17 protein-coding genes and 1 pseudogene are annotated in these 20,310 nt (G+C 71.9%); 13 read left to right on the top strand and 5 right to left on the bottom strand.

Translation table 11 applies throughout. The features are described 5' to 3' along the window. The first annotated feature begins 106 nt into the window (after positions 1-106). Positions 107-679 carry a TetR/AcrR family transcriptional regulator gene (locus ABZZ74_RS28635; RefSeq protein ID WP_356769695.1) on the top strand — a complete coding sequence of 191 codons (573 nt, stop codon included), beginning with the start codon at positions 107-109 and terminating at the stop codon, positions 677-679. Here ABZZ74_RS28635 and ABZZ74_RS28640 read toward each other — a convergent pair. Next, positions 666-1,883, bottom strand: coding sequence for an MFS transporter (locus ABZZ74_RS28640; RefSeq protein WP_356769697.1), 1,218 nt, complete (start codon positions 1,881-1,883; stop codon positions 666-668). The genes ABZZ74_RS28635 and ABZZ74_RS28640 overlap by 14 nt on opposite strands. A 47-nt stretch (positions 1,884-1,930) precedes the next feature. Between ABZZ74_RS28640 and ABZZ74_RS28645 the strand changes: the two genes are divergently transcribed. Further along, positions 1,931-3,334 (top strand): PLP-dependent aminotransferase family protein, encoded by a 1,404-nt coding sequence (locus tag ABZZ74_RS28645; protein WP_356769699.1) that lies wholly within the window; start codon positions 1,931-1,933, stop codon positions 3,332-3,334. On the opposite strand, the gene ABZZ74_RS28650 is transcribed toward ABZZ74_RS28645, so the two are convergent. Continuing rightward, complete coding sequence (locus ABZZ74_RS28650) at positions 3,331-3,792, bottom strand: hypothetical protein (RefSeq protein ID WP_356769701.1); 462 nt, start codon at positions 3,790-3,792, stop codon at positions 3,331-3,333. The two genes, ABZZ74_RS28645 and ABZZ74_RS28650, sit on opposite strands and share 4 nt — an antisense overlap. 90 nt (positions 3,793-3,882) lie before the next feature. Continuing rightward, positions 3,883-5,445: a helix-turn-helix domain-containing protein gene (locus ABZZ74_RS28655; protein ID WP_356769703.1), complete on the bottom strand. Its 1,563-nt coding sequence runs from the start codon at positions 5,443-5,445 to the stop codon at positions 3,883-3,885. A 106-nt stretch (positions 5,446-5,551) separates the two neighbouring features. Between ABZZ74_RS28655 and ABZZ74_RS28660 the strand changes: the two genes are divergently transcribed. The 4 genes from ABZZ74_RS28660 (at position 5,552) to ABZZ74_RS28675 (ending at position 9,856) form a co-directional block, all read left to right on the top strand. Beyond that, positions 5,552-6,478 (top strand): proline dehydrogenase family protein, encoded by a 927-nt coding sequence (locus ABZZ74_RS28660; RefSeq protein ID WP_356769705.1) that lies wholly within the window; start codon positions 5,552-5,554, stop codon positions 6,476-6,478. A gap of 51 nt (positions 6,479-6,529) precedes the next feature. Further along, the gene (pruA, locus tag ABZZ74_RS28665; protein WP_356769707.1) at positions 6,530-8,161 is read left to right on the top strand and encodes an L-glutamate gamma-semialdehyde dehydrogenase; all 1,632 of its coding nucleotides are present in this window, start codon (positions 6,530-6,532) and stop codon (positions 8,159-8,161) included. Between the two features lie 64 nt (positions 8,162-8,225). After that, positions 8,226-9,050: an alpha/beta fold hydrolase gene (locus ABZZ74_RS28670; protein ID WP_356769709.1), complete on the top strand. Its 825-nt coding sequence runs from the start codon at positions 8,226-8,228 to the stop codon at positions 9,048-9,050. Beyond that, positions 9,047-9,856, top strand: a complete 810-nt coding sequence (locus ABZZ74_RS28675; RefSeq protein WP_356769711.1) for a class I SAM-dependent methyltransferase — start codon at positions 9,047-9,049, stop codon at positions 9,854-9,856. Before ABZZ74_RS28670 ends, ABZZ74_RS28675 begins: the two co-directional genes overlap by 4 nt. On the opposite strand, the gene ABZZ74_RS28680 is transcribed toward ABZZ74_RS28675, so the two are convergent. Next, positions 9,853-10,803, bottom strand: coding sequence for an NADP-dependent oxidoreductase (locus ABZZ74_RS28680; protein ID WP_356769713.1), 951 nt, complete (start codon positions 10,801-10,803; stop codon positions 9,853-9,855). The genes ABZZ74_RS28675 and ABZZ74_RS28680 overlap by 4 nt on opposite strands. A gap of 312 nt (positions 10,804-11,115) precedes the next feature. Between ABZZ74_RS28680 and ABZZ74_RS28685 the strand changes: the two genes are divergently transcribed. Beyond that, positions 11,116-11,247 (top strand): hypothetical protein, encoded by a 132-nt coding sequence (locus ABZZ74_RS28685; protein WP_107056436.1) that lies wholly within the window; start codon positions 11,116-11,118, stop codon positions 11,245-11,247. Between the two features lie 53 nt (positions 11,248-11,300). Here ABZZ74_RS28685 and ABZZ74_RS28690 read toward each other — a convergent pair whose 3' ends face one another. After that, complete coding sequence (locus tag ABZZ74_RS28690; protein WP_356769715.1) at positions 11,301-12,866, bottom strand: metallophosphoesterase family protein; 1,566 nt, start codon at positions 12,864-12,866, stop codon at positions 11,301-11,303. A 143-nt stretch (positions 12,867-13,009) separates the two neighbouring features. Here ABZZ74_RS28690 and ABZZ74_RS28695 point away from each other — a divergent pair, with 143 nt between their 5' ends. From ABZZ74_RS28695 to ABZZ74_RS28720, 6 genes and pseudogenes are all read left to right on the top strand, one after another. Beyond that, positions 13,010-14,053, top strand: a complete 1,044-nt coding sequence (locus tag ABZZ74_RS28695; protein ID WP_356769717.1) for a 3-isopropylmalate dehydrogenase — start codon at positions 13,010-13,012, stop codon at positions 14,051-14,053. A gap of 253 nt (positions 14,054-14,306) precedes the next feature. Further along, positions 14,307-15,395, top strand: a complete 1,089-nt coding sequence (locus ABZZ74_RS28700; protein WP_356769719.1) for a branched-chain amino acid aminotransferase — start codon at positions 14,307-14,309, stop codon at positions 15,393-15,395. 199 nt (positions 15,396-15,594) lie between these two features. Continuing rightward, positions 15,595-16,263: pseudogene (gene ureA, locus ABZZ74_RS28705) on the top strand (urease subunit gamma); the annotation flags it as partial. 461 nt (positions 16,264-16,724) lie between these two features. Continuing rightward, positions 16,725-18,434 carry an urease subunit alpha gene (locus ABZZ74_RS28710; protein ID WP_356769721.1) on the top strand — a complete coding sequence of 570 codons (1,710 nt, stop codon included), beginning with the start codon at positions 16,725-16,727 and terminating at the stop codon, positions 18,432-18,434. Positions 18,435-18,443: 9 nt separating this feature from the next. Then, positions 18,444-19,490, top strand: a complete 1,047-nt coding sequence (locus tag ABZZ74_RS28715) for an agmatine deiminase family protein (RefSeq protein ID WP_356769723.1) — start codon at positions 18,444-18,446, stop codon at positions 19,488-19,490. Positions 19,491-19,588: 98 nt separating this feature from the next. Beyond that, positions 19,589-20,191 carry a TetR/AcrR family transcriptional regulator gene (locus ABZZ74_RS28720; RefSeq protein WP_356769725.1) on the top strand — a complete coding sequence of 201 codons (603 nt, stop codon included), beginning with the start codon at positions 19,589-19,591 and terminating at the stop codon, positions 20,189-20,191. The last annotated feature ends 119 nt before the right edge of the window (positions 20,192-20,310 follow it).

The following is a 20,310-nucleotide window of genomic DNA, read 5'->3' on the forward strand; positions in this document are numbered from 1 at the left end:
GTGACTGTACGCACGTCTTAAACGCTTGTCTAGAACGTTCGTATAAGTCGTTCGTATAAGTCGCTCGTATAGGACGGTCGTATGGATCGGGGGTAGGGTGGCGGGCATGGGACACCGTGAGGATCTGCTCGAGGGCGCCAAGCGCTGCCTGCTGGAGAAGGGGTTCCTGCGCACGACCGCGCGGGACATCGTCAAGGAGTCGGGGACCAACCTCGCCTCGATCGGCTACCACTACGGGTCGAAGGACGCGCTGCTCGCCCAGGCGTACATCGCGCTGGTGGACGAGATGTCCTTCGAGGGGGACGCCGGCATCACGGCCGCGCCGGGTTCCCTGGAGCGGTTCCGGGAGGTCTGGTCGAACATCGTCGCCTCCCTGCGGCAACCCGGCTCGATGTGGCCGCTCAGCATGGAGGTCATGACCATGGGCGACCGGCTGCCCGAGGTCCGCGACCAGTTGTCGCGCGCGCAGCGCGAGGGCGGTCGGGGGCTGGTCTCGCTGATGCAGGGCGTGCCGGAGGAGGAGGTCTCGGACGAGACCGCCGACACCCTCGGCCGCTTCTACATGACCCTGATGTCGGGGCTCATCTCGCAGTGGACCTTCGACCCGAAGACCGCGCCCGAGGCCGACGTGCTCACCGAAGGTCTGCGTCAGGTGATCGAGGGCGTCAACGGGAGCTGACCGGCCGCAGGTCCCGCAACCCCGGGACCAGCGCACCCAGCATGAGTACCGCGCTCACCACGAACGCCCACGGATATCCGGTCAGCCCCGCGAGGACACCGAAGCCGGCGGCGCCGACGCCCATTCCGCCGTCGTACGCGAGGTTCCACAGGGCGCTGACCGTGCCGTACGAGGCGGGGGAGACCCGGGTGTACATCAGCGCCAGGGTGGCGTTCTGGGCGATGCCGAAACCGGCGCCGAACAGGGCGGATCCGGCGACGACGGCTGCCGTGCTGCCGGTCCCGGCCGTGACCAGGACGCCCACGGCCGACAGGAGCAGGCCGGGCAGGACGAGCCGGGCGCTGCCGTGCCGGTCGCCGTGGCGGCCCGCGAGCCAGCGGGTCACGGTCGCGGCCGCCGGCTGCACGAACAGGGCCACGGTCACCGTCGCGGAGTGCGCGTTCGGAACGGCCAGCGGCAGGAACGTGACCAGGACGCCGGCTGCCGTGGCGGTGGCGGCGAACACGAGGACCGGGCGCAGCAGGGCGCCGGTGCGCAGCCCGCGGACCACGCCCACCGGCTTCTGCGACGGTGTCTCCGGCAGTCCGCCCTCCGGCCGTCCCCGGTCCGGCAGTCCCAGGACGGAGGCGATCGCGGCCAGCGCCGCCGTACCGCCGATCACCGCGACGGTGCCGTACCCCGCGTGCCCGGCAAGCCACAGTCCCAGGGGCAGTGCGACCAGCGACGGAACGCCCGACACCACGCCCACCACGGCCAGCCCCTCGCCCCGGCGCTCGGCCGGGATCAGCGCGGCCGTCAGGGCGCCGCCCGCGACGATCGTCAGGGCGAAGCCCAGCCCTCGGAGCAGGCAGACGGCGACGATCCACGCGGTCTCCGACGACACCGTCAGCACCAGGGCCGGTGCGCCGAGCAGGAACAGGCCGGTCATGAGCGTGACGCGGTATCCGAGGCGGGCGACCAGCCGGGGGGTGACCAGCTCGCCCAGGACCGTGGTGAGCATCAGGGACCCGGTGGCCAGGCCCGCGCCGCCTCCGCCGCCCGCCCGAGCCGCGTACGCGGGGACGACCGACAGCAGCAGGAAGAAGCTGACGCTCGCGCCGATCAGGCTCACGAAGCGCAGCAGCAGCGCGCGGGACAGCAGCGGGGGCCGCGCGGGGGCGGTCAGGTGCTCGGTACCGGTCGAGGGCGAGGCCGAAGTCGTCATACCGTCGACGCTAGAAGTCGACCGGCTCCCCGCTAAGCTCCAATTCCATGGCGGTGCAGTGGGCCGGTTTGTCACCCGAACTCCTTCTCACGCTCGACCGGGACAGCGGGCAGCGGCTGTGCGCCCAGCTGGAGGGGCAGCTGCGCGACGCGATCCGCTCGGGCCGGCTGCAGGCGGGCGAGCGGCTGCCGTCCTCGCGGGAGCTCGCCCGGCTGCTGGGTCTGTCCCGGGGGCTCGTCCAGGACTGCTACGCCCAGCTCCAGGCCGAGGGCTATCTGGTCACCCGGGTCGGCTCGGCCACCCGCGTGGCGGCCTGCGCACAGGTGCCCGAGGCCTCCACGGACCCCGCACCCGACACCCGCCCGCACCTCGTGGCCGATTTCCGGCACGGCGTCCCGGATTTGACCTCGTTCCCCGTCGCCGACTGGCTCTGGGCGACCAGGGAAGCGGCCCGCCGGATGCCGACCGCCGAACTCGACTACGGCGATCCGCGCGGGAGTTGGGTTCTTCGTGAGGTCGTGGCCGGGTATCTGCGGCGGGTGCGGGGCGCCGCCGCCGACCCGGCCCGTACGGTCGTCTGCTCCGGCTACGCGCAGGGGCTGAGCCTCGCCCTGCGTGCCCTCGCCCGTGCCGGGGCGTCCGTCGTGGCCTACGAGGACCCGGGCGGACCGGCCACGGCGAGGGCGTCCGCGGAGGCGGCGGGGCTGACGGCGGTACCGGTCCCGGTCGACGAAGAGGGCGTGGACGTACGGCGGTTGGACGCCACCGGCGCCCGGGCGGTGATCGTCACTCCGGCCCACCAGTGGCCGACGGGGGTGGTGCTGGCGCCCGCCCGTCGCCACGCGCTGATCGAGTGGGCGCAGCGCCGGGACGCTTATGTCATCGAGGACGACTACGACGCCGAGTTCCGCTACGACCGCGAGCCCGTCGGCGCGCTCCAGGGGCTCGCCGCGGAACGGGTGGTCTCGATCGGCACGGTGAGCAAGTCCCTGGCGCCCGCGCTGAGACTGGGCTGGCTCCTGTCCCCGCCCGCCCTCCTCGCCGCGATCACCGACCTCAAACGCATCGCCGACCGCGGCTCACCCACCCTCGACCAGCTCGCCCTCGCCCGGCTGATCGAGTCCGGCCGGTACGACCGTCATCTGCGCCGCATGCGGGGCGTGTACGCCGCCCGCCGCACCGCCCTGGTCTCGGCGCTCGCCCAACACGCCCCGGACGTAAGGCTGTCGGGTCTCGCGGCGGGCTTCCACGCGGTGGCCCACCTGCCGGCCGGCGCCGACGAACCGACGGTGATCGAACGGTCGCGGGCCCGCGGGGTGGGGCTGTACGGCATGAGCGCGTGCCGGACGTCCGGGACCGTGATTCCGCCTCAACTCGTCCTGGGATTCGGCCATGTGACGGAGCGTGCGATCGTGGAGGGCGTGGCGGCGGTGGGGGACCTGCTCGCCTAGGAACTGCGCAGTGAGGCGGCGAGGAGGGTGTCGGCCGCCTCGCCGAACGCGCCGCTGAGGGACTTGTCGGCGATGCGGTCGGCATACGACTGGAACACGAGCGCCGCGACGGCCTGGACCGCCGGGGTCACCGCCTGAGGGTCGATCGGGTTCGGCGGTACCCCCGGATGCGGCCAGCGCTTGGGCCAGGGGATCTCCCGGTGAGGGGGCGTGCCGCACATGTCGTCGACCGCCGACCTGAGGAGGTCATGGCCCTTGCGGCCGGTCTCCTCCGCCACGATCGTGCCCTGCGCGATCTGCCCGACGGTGCGCCGGACCGCGCCCCAGAACTCGGCCTCCCGCCGCGGCCCGTCGCCGAGCGGGGTGAGCCCGTCGAGCCCGTCGAGGGCGTCCGGGTGCATGCGTGTGAGGTGTTCCAGGATCCGGGCCGTGTGGGCCGCGCTGATCGGACCGCCCATGCGGTGTCCTCCGTTCAGGGGTGGGAACACCAGCGTCGGCACACCGCGGCCGCACCGCACGTCAGGTGGGTCACCGTTCCGCCGGCCGGACTACAGGCGCGCCCCCTTCAACGCCATGTGCAGCAGCAGGCGGTCCTCGCCGTCGTCCAGGTCGAGGCCCGTCAGCTGTTCGACGCGGGAGAGGCGGTAGTAGAGGGTCTGGCGGTGGATGCCGAGCTCGGCGGCCGTGCGGCCCGCCTGGCCGGCGCAGTCGAGGTAGACCTCGGCGGTGCGGGCGAGTTCGTGGTGGGCGGGGGAGAGCAGGGCGTCCACGGCCGGGTCGTGGGCCGAGTCCGGCGGCAGGGACGTCAGCAGGCGGTACGGGCCGATGTGCGCCCACTCGGCGACCGGGCCCAGCCGCGGCTCCGCGAGCGCGGCCCGCGCCGCCGCGGACGCCTCCTGCCAGGCCGCCCCGAGCTCCGCGAGACCTGCCCGAGCAACAGCGACCCCGGCCGCGGCACCACCCGCCCGCGCACCGCCGGCTTTACCGCCGCCTCCGGCTGCCGCACCTGCCGACCGAACGCCGGCCGTCGCACTTCCCGACCGCCCGCCGGCTGTTTTGCCGTAGCCTCCGGTTGCCGCACCTGCCGCACCTGCCGCACCTGCCGCACCTGCCGCACCTGCCGCCGCCTCGCCGTCGGCCCCCCGTCCGACTGCCGTACCTCCCGGCCCGCCTCCGGCCGCTCCACGGGGCCCGCCCCCCGTGCTCCTGCCGCCGCCTCCTTGCCGGGAGGCGGTGTCACCGGCGCCCATCGCGGTCGCCGTACCTCCCGACCTTCCGCCTCCTCCGCCGACGGCGCCGCCCCCGTCCATCAGCCGTGCCCGCTCCAGCAGTCGCGTCGCAGCCGACGTCGCCGGGGTCAGTACGTTCGGCGAGCGCAGTCTGACGAGCAGGGCCAGGGACTGGGACGCCACTCCCCACGGCACCGTGCACAGGGCCGTCGCGCCCGGCACGGTGCGTACCGACGGTGCGTCGTCCGGGTCGGCGGACGGCCAGGGGGCCACGCAGACCACCGTGTGGTGGCCGTCGGCGCGCGCGCCCAGCGCGGTGCGCAGTTCCGCCACCGCCATGTCCCGCTGCCAGTCGCGCTCGGCGACCAGCACCGCCCGCAGCTCCCGGCTCAGATCCGCCCCGTGCTGCGCCTCGTCCGCGAGCAGCGCGCCGATGCGGACGGTCACGTCCATGGCGGCCGCCAGCTGTCCCTCGGTGGGACCCGGATCGGAGTCCAGCAGCCAGACGTAGCCGAGGACCACCCCGCGATGGCGTACGGGGAGGCAGATCCGCCCCCGGTAGACCCCCGCCTCCGGCGTCGGCGGGATGCGGACCGGGCCTGTCGCCCGGGTGATGCCGAAGCCCTCGAACCAGGTACGGACGGCGGCCGTGGAGCGCCGGGTGAGGATCGAGCGGGTGCGCACGGGGTCCAGCGCCGACGCGTCCAGCTCGCCCTCACTGTCGTACGCGCCGAAGGCGATCAGCTCGAAGTCCCGGTTCTCCAGCGTCGCCGGCGCGCCCAGCAGCTCCGAGATCTCGTCGACCAGCTCCTGGTAGTCACCGCTCAGGTAATCCGCCGTCACAGGGGCATTCTCCCGCACACGGAGCCCGCCTTCATACATCTGTCTGAGATCTGTGGCACGGATGCGTGACACCTGTCGATGGCCCACGATCGGGGGGAACCTTAGGTTCACGGTGGTTCTATCTGCTGGTTTGTGGAGGTGCCCCGTGCTGGGTCCCGTGATTCTTGCCGCGTCGCGCAGCGACCGGATGCGACGTCTGATCTCGGCGGCCCCGGTGACCAAGCAGGTCGTCGAGCGCTTCATCCCGGGCGAGACGGTCGACGAGATCGTGCCGATTGTCCGTGATCTCACGTCCCAGGGTCTGGAGCTGACCATGGACGTCGTCGGCGAGGACATCACCCGGCCCGAGCAGGCCGCCGCCGCCCGGGACGCCTATCTGACGCTCGTCGACCGGCTCAAGGAGCTGGAGCTCGGCACCCGCGCCGAGATGTCCGTGAAGCTGTCGATGTTCGGGCAGGCCCTGGAGAACGGCCACGAGCTGGCCCTGGCCAACATCCGGCCCGTCGTCGAGGCCGCCGCCGCCATCGGGACGACCGTCACGCTCGACGCCGAGGACCACACCACCCTCGACTCGATGTTCGCCATCCACGAGGAGCTGCGGAAGGACTTCCCGCAGACCGGCTGCGTGATCCAGGCCTACCTCTTCCGCACCGAGGCCGACGCCCGCCGTCTCGCCGCTGCCGGCAGCCGGGTGCGGCTGGTGAAGGGGGCGTACAAGGAGCCCGCCGAGGTCGCGTACCAGCAGAAGCACGAGATCGACAAGGCGTACGTGCGGATCCTGAAGATCCTCATGGAGGGCGAGGGGTACCCGATGATCGGCTCCCACGACCCGCGCCTGATCGCCATCGCCCAGGAACTCGCCCACCGCGCGGGCCGCAAGCGGGACGAGTACGAGTTCCAGATGCTGTACGGCATCCGCGGCGACGAGCACCTGCGCCTCGCCGCCGAGGGCCACCGCATGCGCGTCTACACCGCCTACGGCACCGACTGGTACGGCTACTTCATGCGTCGCCTCGCGGAGAAGCCGGCGAACCTTCGGTTCTTCGTCCGCAGCATGGTCAGCACGGGCTGAGCCCCGCACCCGCTCGCAACACCCGCTCAACATCAAGGAGTTACGGATCCCATGGACGCTGTGACCCAGGTCCCCACCCCCGTCAACGAGCCGGTGCACGGCTACGCCCCCGGTACGCCCGAGCGGGCCCGGCTGGAGGCCAGGCTCAAGGAGCTGGCCGAGAACCCGATCGAGCTGCCCATGACCATCGGCGGCGAGAAGCGGCTCGGCGGCGGTGAGCGCTTCGAGGTCGTGCAGCCGCACAACCACAAGGCCGTCATCGGCACCGGCGCGCACGCCACCCAGCAGGACGCGCGGGACGCCATCGCCGCCGCCCTCGCCGCCGCCCCGGCCTGGCGCGCGATGTCCTTCGACGACCGCGCCGCGATCATCCTGAGGGCCGCCGAACTCCTCGCCGGTCCCTGGCGCGAGACCATCGCCGCGTCCACCATGCTCGGCCAGTCCAAGACCGCCCAGCAGGCCGAGATCGACACCCCCTGCGAACTGGTCGACTTCTGGCGCTTCAACGTCCACTACGCCCGGCAGATCCTCGCCGAGCAGCCGCCGGCCAACTCCCCGGGCGTCTGGAACCGGCTGGACCACCGTCCGCTGGAGGGCTTCGTCTACGCGATCACGCCCTTCAACTTCGGCGCGATCGCGGGCAACCTGCCCACCGCCCCGGCCCTGATGGGCAACGTCGTCGTGTGGAAGCCGTCCCCGACCCAGACCCACGCCGCCGTGCTGCTCATGCAGCTGCTGGAGGAGGCGGGCCTGCCGAAGGGCGTCATCAACCTCGTCACCGGCGACGGCATCGAGGTCTCCAAGGTCGCCCTCGAGCACCGCGACCTGGCCGGCATCCACTTCACCGGGTCCACCAAGACCTTCCAGTACCTGTGGAAGACGGTCGGCAACAACATCGAGAAGTACCGCTCGTACCCGCGTCTGGTCGGCGAGACCGGTGGCAAGGACTTCCTGGTCGCCCACCCGAGCGCCGACCGCGCCGTCCTCAAGACCGCCCTCACCCGCGGCGCCTTCGAGTACCAGGGCCAGAAGTGCAGCGCGACCTCCCGCGCCTACATCCCGGCCTCCATCTGGAACTCCGGGTTCAAGGAGGAGTTCGCCGCCGAGGTCGACGGGCTGACCATGGGGGACGTCACCGACCTGTCCCACTTCATCGGCGCCGTCATCGACGAGCGCGCGTTCGAGAAGAACAAGGCGGCCATCGACCGCGCGAAGGCCGACCCGGCGTGCACGATCGTCGCGGGCGGCACCTACGACGACTCGGTGGGCTGGTTCGTCCGGCCGACGGTCGTCGAGTGCGACGACCCGGAGAACGAGGTGTTCCGCACCGAGTACTTCGGCCCGTTCCTCGCCGTGCACGTCTACGAGGACGACCGGTACGAGGAGATGCTGACCCAGATGGAGTCGGTCTCCGACTACGCGCTGACCGGCTCGGTCATCTCCAATGACCGCGCGGCGGCGGCGTACACGATGGACAAGCTCCGCTACGCGGCCGGCAACTTCTACATCAACGACAAGTCGACCGGCGCCGTCGTCGGCCAGCAGCCCTTCGGCGGCGGCCGCGCCTCCGGCACCAACGACAAGGCCGGCGCCCCGCAGAACCTGCTGCGCTGGACCCTGACCCGCGCCATCAAGGAGACGCTGGTCCCGCCGACCGACTACACCTACCCGCACATGGGCTGAGCCCCGCGGAAGGCGAACGGGCCGGGTCTGTCATGGATCCGGCCCGTTCGGCACACTGGCGGTCATGGAGACCGTGATCACGGACGACGGCGTACGGCTGTGGGCGGCGAGGTCGGGTCCGGGGGACCCGTTGGTGCTGTGTCACGGCGGCCCCGGGTTGTGGGACATGTTCGGTGACCTGGCGGACCTGCTGACCGGCGTCACCCCCGTCGTCCACTGGGACCAGCGCGGCTGCGGACGCTCGCAGCGGGTCGCCGGCCCCTGGACCACCGACCGCTTCACGGCCGACCTGGACGCCGTACGACGGCACTTCGGCCTGGAGCGGATGGCCCTGCTCGGCCATTCCTGGGGTGCGCAACTGGCGTTGAGCTACGCCCTGTCCCGTCCCGAGCGGGTGAGCGTGCTGGTGTACGTGTCCGGCACCGGCATCGGCCCCACGACGGACTGGCACGACGACTACGAGCGGGGCCTCCTCGCCCGGCTCGGCGAGCACCCCGAACGGCTCGCCCGCTGGCGGGAGTTGCCCCGGGAGAGCCGGGAACGGGCCATACTCCAGTGGTCCGTCGAGTTCCAGGACCGGGAGCGGGCCCTGACGCACGCCGGGCGGATGGCGGACCCCTGGTTCGGTATCGCCGTCGAGTGCGGCAGCGCGCTGAACGCCGAGACGAAACGGACCTGGGGCACGCCCGAGTTGTACGACGCCTGCGCGGCCCTCGACCTGCCGGTACTGATCGTCGACGGCGCCGAGGACATCCGGCCGCGCTCGGCGGTGGACTCGCTGGAGCGTGCCCTGCCCCGGGGGCGCCGGGTGATCCTCCGGGATGCCGGACACCTGCCGTGGGTGGAGGACCCCGACGGCTTCCGGGACGTGCTGGAGGCGGTGCTGTGAACGCCGGGGACGGACCGGCCTTCCGCCGCGACCTGTACCGGGGGACCGCCCTCGACTACGACCGCTTTCGCGTGCCGTACCCCGGCGAACTGATCGCCGATCTCCTCCGGCGCGGTGGCGGGCGCCCTGGTGGCCGGGCCCTCGACCTCGCCTGCGGGACCGGGCAGATCGCCTTCGCCGTACGGGAGTTCTTCGACGAGGTGTGGGCCGTGGACCAGGAACCGGGCATGATCGAGGTGGTCCGGGAGAAGGCCGCCTGGGCGACGGATGTGCGGGCGCTGGTCGCGTCCGCCGAGGAACTGGCCGTCCCGGACGGGGCGTTCGACCTGGTCGCGATCGGCAACGCCTTCCACCGGCTGCCCCGGCACCGGATCGCCGAACTCGCCCACGGCTGGCTGCGACCCGGCGGCCGTCTGGTACTGCTCTGGTCGGAGAGTCCGTGGCGCGGCGCGCTGCCGTGGCAGCGGGACCTGGCCGAGGTCGTCACACGCTGGATGGACCGGGCGGGAGGGCACGAGCGGATCCCGGCGGGCGCCGAGGAGGAGCGCCGGCGGGTTCCGGACCGGGAGGTGCTGGAGGGGGCGGGGTTCGAGGTCCTCGGCAAGTTCTCCTTCGCGGCCCCGCACACCTGGACCCCCGAGGCGCTGGCCGGCAACGTCTTCTCGACCTCTGTGCTGTCCAGGGCGGCCCTCGGCGACCGGGCAGGGGACTTCGAGGCGGACCTGCGGCACGCGCTGAGCCGGCACGCAGGCCTGACCGAGACGATCGACTTCGCGTACGAACTCGCGCGCAGGGCCGCCGGTTAGTCCGACGGCAGGACGAGCACCAGTGCGCCCTGGGTGCGGCCCGCCTCGGCGAGCCGGTGGGCCTTGGCCGCGTCCGTCAGGGGCAGTGCCGCCCCGACACGGACGTGGACGCGGCCGTCCGCGAGGAGGGCGGCGGCCCTGGCGAGCCGTTCGCCCGAGGGCTGGGCCTCGACGAGTGCGAACCGCATCCCCCGCGCCTCGACGTCCTCCGGGGCCAGGCCCAGGTCGCCGGGGACCGCGGAGATCAGCAGGCCGCCCGGGCGGAGGGTGCCGAGGGTGCGGGGGCCGTAGTCGCCGCCGATCAGGTCCAGGGCCACGTCGACGTCGTGCACGGCGTCGGTGAAGTCGGCGGTCGCGGGGTCGACCAGTTCGTCGACGCCCAGGTCGCGCAGGAAGGGGTGCCGGTCGGCGCGGGCGGTGCCGATGACGTACGCGCCCTCCGCCTTGGCCAGTTGCACCGCGGTGTGGCCCACGCCGCCGGCCGCCGAGTGGATCAGCACCCGGGTGCCCGGCCCCACCCGGGCGATGTCCAGCAGGGCGTGGCAGGCGGTGAGGGCGGCCGTGGGGGTGGCGGCCGCGTGGATGTGGTCGAGCGTGGCCGGCTTCGGGGCGAGACGGTCGGCGGGGGCGGTGACATGGCCGGCGTAGGCGCCGGTGTCGATCCTGCCGAAGACCGCGTCGCCGGGGCGGAAGCGGGTCACGCCCTCGCCGGCCGCCTCCACCACGCCGGAGACGTCGTGGCCCAGGATGAACGGAGGGTCGCCGTACACGGGAGCCGTTCCGGAGCGCGCCAGCAGGTCGACGGTGTTGACGCCCGTGGCCCGGACCCGTACCAGCACCTCGCCCGGGCCGGGTTCGGGCCGCGGCCGCTCCTCGGCCTCCAGCACCTCGGGCCCTCCGAAACGGTGCTGGGTGATCACCTGCGTGCGGGACTGCTGTGGTGCCATCGGGTCTCCTCCGGGGCCGTCGCTCCCCTCCATCGTGGCGCCGCCCGACCGGGACGGACACCCCGGGTGACGTCGCAGGTCATCGGGGTGCGACCCGAACCGCCGTCTCAGATAGTAGGAAGTCCGAGTAATTGTGGAGACAGACCGGGTCTCCTCACTTAACTTTGTAGAAGCCGAACGTCTCGCTCGACCAAGCGAATGGCGGTCGTGAGCGCGCCCCGTGCAGGCAACCCCTGCGGCTGCGCCCCCCGCCCAACCGGCGTCTCGTAACCCCTTTTCCGCACTCCCCGATGTCGAAGGAGTCGATTCCCCATGGCCGAGACGACCGCACGCCGCCGAGTCCGTCACATCTCCCGTACGAGCGAGTCCGACCGCAAGAACGCCGCAGCCGCCCTCCAGCGCGCCCTGGACCGCAGGGACAACGGCGGTTCGACCGGTCACTGAACGGTAATACCACTGATACCGGGAGCCGCACCCGCACGAGGTGCGGCGCGGGCTCATGCCCCGCGCCGCACCTCGAAGTGATCGATGCGCTCACCGCTCTGTGCCAGCGCCGACACCCTGAGCACCGGTCGCGCGCCGCTCTCCGCCTCCACGGACAGCAGAGAGAAGCCCCGGTAGCGCACCCGGGACCACTCCACGGTCTCGGGCTGCTCCGCGTGGGACTTCGTCCACCGGAACGACGGCACCGAGTCGTGCCGCGTCACATGGCCCTCGTAACTCTCCTTCACCCCGGACGGGAAGCCGTACAGATCCCGGCCGCCGCCGCCCGCCGTGACGTACACGGTCCCGTCCTTCGTCGGGTCCGTCGACCCGCCGATCGGGACCGCCCTGCCCACCCCGCCGTCGCGGACGGCGTCCGTCCGCTCGTACACATGGTTGTGACCGTTGATCACCAGGTCCACCTCGTGCTTGGCGAACAGCGGCAGCCACTCGGCGCGCACCCCGCCGTCGGAGGCGTGCGCGGACGTCGAGTAGGCGCAGTGGTGGAAGAAGACGACGACGAAGTCCACGTCCTTCGCCGAGCGCAGCGCACCCAGCCTGTCGTCCAGCCACCTCGTCTGCTTCCCGCCCGTGTAGCCGAAGTTGGCGGGAATCTCGTACGACACGTCGTTCGCGTCCAGCGCCACGAAGCCGACGTTGCCGTACGTGAACGCGTACACCCCGGGCGCCGTCCGCGCGTCGAAGCCGCTGTCGGGGAGGGACCAGCGGGCGAGCTGGCCGCCGTAGCCGTCCGGTGAGTACCAGGCCTCCATGTCGTGGTTGCCGGTCGTCACCATCCAGGGGACCGATCGCGCGACCGGCTCGTTCTGCTTGAGGAACAGGTCCCAGTAGGCGGGGTCGTAGCCGTCCGACTTCTTTCCCTGGCCGTTGGTGTCGGCGTAGCAGATGTCACCGGCGTGGAGGTGGAAGGCGGGCTTCCGGCCCAGCAGGACGTGGTCGTTGGCGTCCGCGGCCTGGCTGACGCCCTGGTCGCCGAAGGCCGTGAAGACGAACCTCTCGGGGCCGGCGGGGGCCGTGCGGAAGCTCGCGATGCTCCTGCGGTGGGCCGGGGCGGCCGGGTCGAAGCCCTCGTGACCGACGCCGTAGTAGTAGGTCGTCCCGGGGCGCAGACCGTCCAGGGCCGCGTGCAGGTAGTACTGCTGAAGCGCCGGGCGCACACCCGTGACGCCGGGGGTGTGCAGACCGCGGACCTCGGCCGTGATCCGCCGGCTCAGGTCGTCGGGCCTGAGGCCGATGCGCACGAACGGCTTGCGCACCGCGAGGGGCACCTGCCAGGACACCCGCATCTGTGTCTTCGGGTCGGCGCCGAAGGCGAGGTGGCGGCCGAAGGGGGAGACGACGGAACCGTGCACCGCGGAGGCGGAGGGCGACGAGGTCGTCGTACCCCGCGAACCCGTGCCGCCGCCACCGCAGCCCGCGAGCAGTCCGCCCGCGGCCACCGCACCGGCCGTCACCAGCGTGCGGCGGGGCATCAGCCGCGTCCGCAGGTACTCGTGCTGCTCGGCCATGCTCATCCGGCGCGCGAGCCGCGGCGGGATGCCGACATCGGGTGTGTCCATGGGAATGACCCTTCCCGGTGAATCCCAACGGCCGTCATAGGTAAGGGTGAACGTGCGGTGACGCGTTGACGCTCCGACTCGCGTCGGTGTCCGCATGACGGACAGCCCATGTCATTCCATGGGACGAGGAGTAGGGTGCCGACATGTCTCGCAGCATCAATCTCGCAGTGATCCCCGGTGACGGCATCGGCCAGGAGGTCGTGGCGGAAGGTCTGAAGGTCCTCTCCGCCGTCCTTCCGCAGGATGTGAAGCTGGAGACCCAGGACTACGACTTCGGCGCCCGGCGCTACCACGCCACCGGTGAGACCCTCACCGACGCCGACCTCGACTCGCTCAAGAAGCACGACGCGATCCTGCTGGGCGCCATCGGCGACCCGAGCGTCCCCTCCGGCGTGCTGGAGCGCGGCTTCCTGCTCAAGCTCCGCTTCGCCTTCGACCACCACGTCAACCTGCGGCCGTCGAAGCTGCTCCCGGGCGTCGACACGCCGCTGAAGGGCGAGCCCGCGATCGACTTCGTGGTCGTCCGCGAGGGCACCGAGGGCCCCTACACCGGCAACGGCGGCACCATCCGCAAGGGCACCGAGCACGAGATCGCCACCGAGGTCTCCGTGAACACGGCCTTCGGCGTGGAGCGGGTCGTCCGGGACGCCTTCGCCCGCGCCCAGGCCCGTCCGCGCAAGAAGCTGACGCTGGTCCACAAGAACAACGTGCTGACCTTCGCCGGACACCTGTGGACGAACACCTTCAACAAGGTGGCCCAGGAGTTCCCCGAGGTCACCACCGACTACATCCACGTCGACGCGGCGACGATCTACCTCGTCACCGACCCGGCCCGCTTCGACGTGATCGTCACCGACAACCTCTTCGGCGACATCATCACCGACCTCGCCGCGGCCGTCTCCGGCGGCATCGGCGTGGCCGCCTCCGGCAACATCAACCCGTCCGGACAGTTCCCGTCGATGTTCGAGCCGGTCCACGGCTCCGCGCCCGACATCGCCGGTCAGGGCAAGGCCGACCCCACCGCCACGGTCCTGTCCGTCGCCCTGCTCCTGCGTCACCTCGGCTACGAGGCCGAGGCCGCCCGCATCGACGAGGCGGTCTCCGCCGACCTCGCCGAGCGCACCGGCAAGCCCGCCCGCAGCACGTCCGAGATCGGCGACGCGCTGGCCGTACGAGTAGCCGGCTGACCCCGCCGCCACTCGAAAACCTTCGAAGCCGCCGGGTCACACCGCACCCGGCGGCTTTTCCCATGCCCCCGCCGGATGCCACCATCATCCCCTGGGCCGCATTTCACGCTGTTTCGTCCACGGACCCCCGGTTGAGATAATCGAACGCGGAGCCGCGGAATGAGGGAATGCTCGGACGTCCTAGCACTGGCCACTGACAGTCACGGGCGTGAGCGCGGCCCGTCACTACACAACCGGTGAAGGACAACCACTCATGACGACGCCCACGATCGAACTCAAGCCCTCCGCCAGCCCGCTCTCCACCGCCGAGCGCGAGGCGATCCTGGCGAACCCCGGGTTCGGCCGCCACTTCACCGACCACATGGTGACGATCAAGTGGACCGAGGGCCGCGGCTGGCACGACGGCCAGCTCGTCCCGTACGCCCCGATCTCCCTCGACCCGGCCACCATGGTCCTGCACTACGCGCAGGAGATCTTCGAGGGCCTCAAGGCCTACCGCCAGCCCGACGGCTCGGTCGCCACCTTCCGTCCGGAGAAGAACGCCGAGCGCTTCCAGCGCTCCGCGCACCGCCTCGGCATGCCCGAGCTGCCCGTCGAGACCTTCATCGAGGCATGTGACGCGCTGGTCCAGCAGGACAAGGCGTGGGTGCCCGCGCACGGCGGCGAGGAGTCCCTCTATCTGCGCCCGTTCATGATCGCGACCGAGGTCGGCCTGGGTGTGAAGCCCGCCAACGAGTACCTCTTCCTGGTCATCGCCTCTCCCGCCGGCGCGTACTTCCCGGGTGGCGTGAAGCCGGTGTCCATCTGGCTCTCCGAGGACCGTGTCCGCGCCGTCCCCGGCGGCATGGGCGACGCCAAGACCGGCGGCAACTACGCGGCCTCCCTGCTCGCCCAGGCCGAGGCCGCCGCCAAGGGCTGCGACCAGGTCTGCTACCTCGACGCGGTCGAGCACAAGTGGGTCGAGGAACTGGGCGGCATGAACCTGTACTTCGTGTACGGCGACAGGATCGTCACCCCCTCCCTGACGGGCTCCATCCTGGAGGGCGTCACCCGCGACAGCCTCCTCACCGTCGCCCGCGACCTCGGCTACGCGTCCGAGGAGGGCCGCGTCTCCATCGACCAGTGGCAGACGGACGCTGAGAACGGCACCCTCACCGAGGTCTTCGCCTGCGGTACGGCGGCCGTCATCACCCCTGTCGGCACGGTCAAGCGCGCGAGCGCCGAGTGGCAGCAGGCGGGCGGCGAGCCCGGCGAGGTCACCCTGAAGCTGCGCGAGGCGCTGCTCGACATCCAGCGGGGCACGTCCGAGGACAAGCACGGCTGGATGCACCGGCTCGGCTAGGGCATCGATAAGCGCCCTAGTCGTGCCCTAGTCGGATGCGCACTGCCTTCCCCGTGCGGGCGTCAGCTGGTTCCGCGCGGCACGGGGAAGGTGCCCTCTGTTTTGAGTGACGCTCAATGTGATGCCTCCCTCGATGCTCTGGATCCGTTCCTATAGAGAGGTTCTTCATTTAGAGTGCCGTTCAAAGGAGGACGGCACCATGAGACTCACCCCCACGGAACGCGACCGGCTGCTGCTCTTCGGGGCCGCCGAGCTGGCCCGGGCCAGAAGGGCCCGCGGCCTCAGGCTCAACGTGCCGGAGGCGACCGCGCTCATCGCGGACACCGTGTGCGAGGCCGCCCGGGACGGGAAACGGCTCGCGGAGGCGATCGAGGCGGCGCGCCGCGTGCTCGGCCCCGACGACGTCCTGCCCGGCGTCACCGACGTCGTCACGGAGGTGCATGTCGAGGCCGTCTTCGACGACGGTTCGAGACTGGCCGTGGTGAGCGACCCGATCGGCGGCGGGCCGGGTGATGACGCGCCGGGCGCCCTGCTGCCTGGACCCGCGCACACCGACCCCGAGGCAGTCGTACGGCTCGCCGTCACCAACACCGCGACCGTGCCGGTCTCGGTCACCTCCCACTTCCACTTCTTCGAGGCCAACCCGCGCCTGGACTTCGCACGCGCCGAGGCCTACGGCATGCGGCTCGCCGTCCCCGCCGGGTCGTCGGTGCGGTTCGGGCCGGGGGAGTCGCTGGAGGTCGGCCTGGTGCCGATCGGCGGCGCCCGGGTCGCCGTCGGCTTCGCCGGGCTCGTCGACGGGCCGCTGGACGCGCCCGGCGCCCGCGAGGAGGCACTGCGCCGCGCCGCCGCCTGCGGCTACCTGGGCGCGCCGGGGGTGAGGGACGGGTCCGATGGGCCGGAGACCCGGGACCGGACCGGCCTCCCGGAAACCCGGGACGACCGGACCGCCGCACCGGAGACCCGGGAATGGGCCGGCGTTGCGGACGTGTCTGGTGGGTCGGGGATCCGGGACAGGACCGGTGGCCTGGAAGCGTCTGGTGGGTCTGAGGTTCGGGGCTGGACCGGCGTACCGGAGGCGTCCGGTGGGTCTGAGGTTCGGGGCTGGACCGGCGTACCGGAGGCGTCCGGTGGGTCGGAGGTCCGGGGGCGGACTGGCGCACTGGAAGCGTTCGGAGTGTCGGGGAGCCGGGATGGCACTGGCGTACCGGAGGCGTCCGGTGGGTCGGAGGCCCGGGGGCGGACTGGCGCACTGGAAGCGTCCGGTGGGTCTGAGGCGCGGGGCCGGGTCGGCGTGGCGGACGCGTCCGGTGATGAGGAGGTTGGGCGATGAGCCGCCCCGGAGGTCACCCCGCCGAGGCCCGTCGCCTCACCCCGTACGAGTACGCGGCCACCCACGGCCCCCGGGCCGACGACCGTATCCGGCTCGGCGACTCGGGGCTGACGATCCGGGTCGAGTCCGACTCCCAGCGGTACGGCGACGAGTTCCTCGCCGGCTTCGGGAAGACCGCCCGCGACGGACTGCACCTCAAGGCCGCCGCTGTCCGGGAGACCTGTGACGTCGTCATCAGCAACGTCGTCGTGATCGACGCGGTGCTCGGCATCCGGAAGGTGTCCATCGGGATCCGGGAGGGACGGATCTCGGCCATCGGCCGGGCCGGGAACCCCGACACCCTCGACGGGGTCGACGTCGTGGTCGGCACGGGGACGTCGATCGTGTCCGGCGAGGGGCTGATCGCCACCGCGGGGGCCGTGGACACCCATGTCCATCTGCTGTCGCCGCGCGTCATGGAGGCCTCGCTCGCCTCCGGCGTCACCACGATCATCGGCCAGGAGTTCGGTCCGGTCTGGGGCGTCGGCGTCAACTCGCCGTGGGCGCTGCGGCACGCGTTCGGCGCCTTCGATGCCTGGCCGGTCAACATCGGCTTCCTCGGCCGGGGTTCGTCCTCCCACCCGGCGCCCCTGGTCGAGGCGCTGGCCGAGGGCGGGGCGAGCGGCTTCAAGGTGCACGAGGACATGGGCGCCCACACCCGCGCGCTGGACACCGCGTTGCGCGTGGCCGAGGAACACGACGTCCAGGTCGCCCTGCACAGCGACGGGTTGAACGAATGCCTGTCGGTCGAGGACACCCTGCGGGTGCTGGAGGGCCGCACCATCCACGCCTTCCACATCGAGGGCTGCGGCGGCGGACACGTCCCGAACGTCCTGAAGATGGCCGGCGTCCCGAACGTCATCGGCTCCTCCACCAACCCCACCCTGCCCTTCGGCCGGGACGCCGTTGCCGAGCACTACGGCATGATCGTCTCCGTCCACGACCTCAAGCCCGACCTGCCGGGCGACGCGGCGATGGCTCGTGACCGCATCCGCGCCGGGACCATGGGCGCCGAGGACGTGCTGCACGACCTCGGCGCGATCGGCATCACCTCCTCCGACGCGCAGGGCATGGGCCGGGCCGGCGAGACCGTGCGCCGCACCTTCGCCATGGCCGGGAAGATGAAGGCCGAGTTCGGCGCGCCCGAGGAGCACGACAACGAGCGCGTCCTGCGCTACATCGCCAAGCTGACCGTCAACCCGGCCGTCGCGCACGGGCTTTCGCACGAGGTCGGCTCGATCGAGGTGGGCAAGCTGGCCGACATCGTGCTGTGGCGCCCGGAGTACTTCGGCGCCAAGCCCCAGCTCGTGCTGAAGTCCGGCTTCCCCGCGTACGGCGTCGTCGGCGACCCCGGCGCGGCCACCGACACCTGTGAACCGCTCGTCCTGGGACCGCAGTTCGGCGCGCACGGCGCCGCCCCCGCCGACATCTCCGTGGCGTTCGTCGCGCAGGCCGCCCTGGACCAGGGCAACGACCGTATGCCGACCCGACGGCGCAGGGTCGCCGTCCGCGGCACCCGCGGCATCGGACCCGCCGACCTGCGCCGCAACTCCCGTACCGGAGCGGTGGAGGTGGACCAGCGCACCGGGCTCGTCACCCTCGACGGAGAGCCGATCCGCTCCGAACCGGCCGACTCGGTCTCCCTCAACCGCCTCTATTTCCTCTAAGGACCACCGATGACCGCTGCCGCCGACGGCTTCCGCATGCCTGCCGAATGGGTCCCGCACCAGCGCACCTGGATGGCATGGCCGGGTCCCAACCCGACCTTCGACGACCCGGACGACCTCATCGCCTCCCGCATGGCCTGGGCCTCCGTGGCCCGCGCGATCCTCCGGTTCGAACCGGTGACGGTCGTGTGCGGACCTGGGCAGTCGGCGGCCGCGCAGGCGCTGCTGGGCCCCGGCGTCGACACCGTGGAGCGCGATCTCGACGACGCCTGGATGCGGGACATCGGGCCGACCTTCCTCACCGACGGGCGTGAACTGGCCGCCGTGGACTGGACGTTCAACGGCTGGGGCGCCCAGAGCTGGGCCCGCTGGGAGCACGACGCGAAGATCGCCGCGTATGTGGCGGACCTCGCCGGCTCCACCCGGACGTACGCCTCGAAGCTGGTGAACGAGGGCGGCGCCATCCATGTCGACGGCGAGGGCACCGTCCTGCTCACGGAGACGGTCCAGCTCGGTCCCGAGCGCAATCCGGGGTGGACGCGGGAGGAGGTCGAGGCGGAGATCCACGGGATGCTCGGCACCCGCAAGGCGATCTGGCTGCCGCGCGGTCTGACCGGTGACTATCCTCCGCACGGGTTCGGGACGCTCGGGCACGTCGACATCGTGGCCGCCTTCGCCCGTCCAGGTGTCGTGGTCGCGCACCACCAGCCGGACCCCGCGCACCCCGACCACGAGGTCACCAAGGAGGTCATCGGGCTGCTCAAGGCCCAGACCGACGCGCGCGGACGGCGGCTCGAGGTCGTCGAGGTCCCCGCCCCGACCGTCCTGGAGGCCGACGGCCACTGGGCCGACTACTCCTACATCAACCACTACCTCTGCAACGGCGGCGTCGTGCTCTGCGGCTTCGACGACCCGCGCGACGAGATCGCGGCCGGAATCTTCCGCCGCCTCTTCCCCGAGCGCACGGTGACCCTGGTGGACGCCCGGACGATCTTCTCCGGCGGCGGCGGCATCCACTGCGTCACCCAGCAGCAGCCGCGGGTGGGCGTCCGGTAGAACGTACGGGTGAACGTGCTGATCTGCGCCGACTACGAAGCCCGGCCGACCGGGCCGCTAAGTGCCCTGCCGGACGTACCGTCCCGGGTGACCGCCGTATGAGCACGCCCCGGCGCACCCCGGCCCCGCCGCGCGAGCGCATTCTCGCCGCCGCCATGGAGATGATCGCCGAGCGCGGACTGGAGAAGCTGACCATGGCCGCTCTCGGCCGTGAGGTCGGTATGAGCAGTGGGCATCTGATCTACTACTTCGGCTCCAAGGACGAGCTGCTGCTGCAGACCCTGGAGTGGAGCGAGGGCCGGCTCGGGGCCGACCGGGGGCGCCTGCTGGGCCGTACCGGACCGGTGCGTGAGCGGATCGACGCGTACGTGGATCTCTACGTCCCCGACGGACACCGCGATCCGCACTGGACCCTGTGGCTGGAGGTCTGGAACCGCTCGCAGAACGCCGACGACGACGCCCGCGACCGGCAGGCGGCGATCGAGGGCGTCTGGCACCGGGACCTGGTGGCGCTGATCGCGGAGGGGGTCTCGCGCGGCGAGTTCCGCCCGGTCGACCCGGATCGCTGCGCCACCCGGCTGCGGGCGCTGCTGGACGGCTTCTCCGTGCATGTGGCCGTGGGCCTGCGGGGCTGGGACCGGGCGCAAGTTCTCGGCCACGTACGGGAGTTCCTGGACGAGAGCCTCCTCGCGGACGCGTGACCTTCCGCCCGGGTTGTACGCAACAAGGCCGATTGACCCTGTGGACAGGGGTGCGCTTGCCTCGAAACACCCCTCGGCGCGGGGCCGGGGGACAGCGCGTCAACGGGGACCACAGGGGG

Source organism: Streptomyces sp. NPDC006476 (assembly GCF_040612015.1).
Lineage (GTDB): Bacteria > Actinomycetota > Actinomycetes > Streptomycetales > Streptomycetaceae > Streptomyces > Streptomyces griseorubiginosus_B.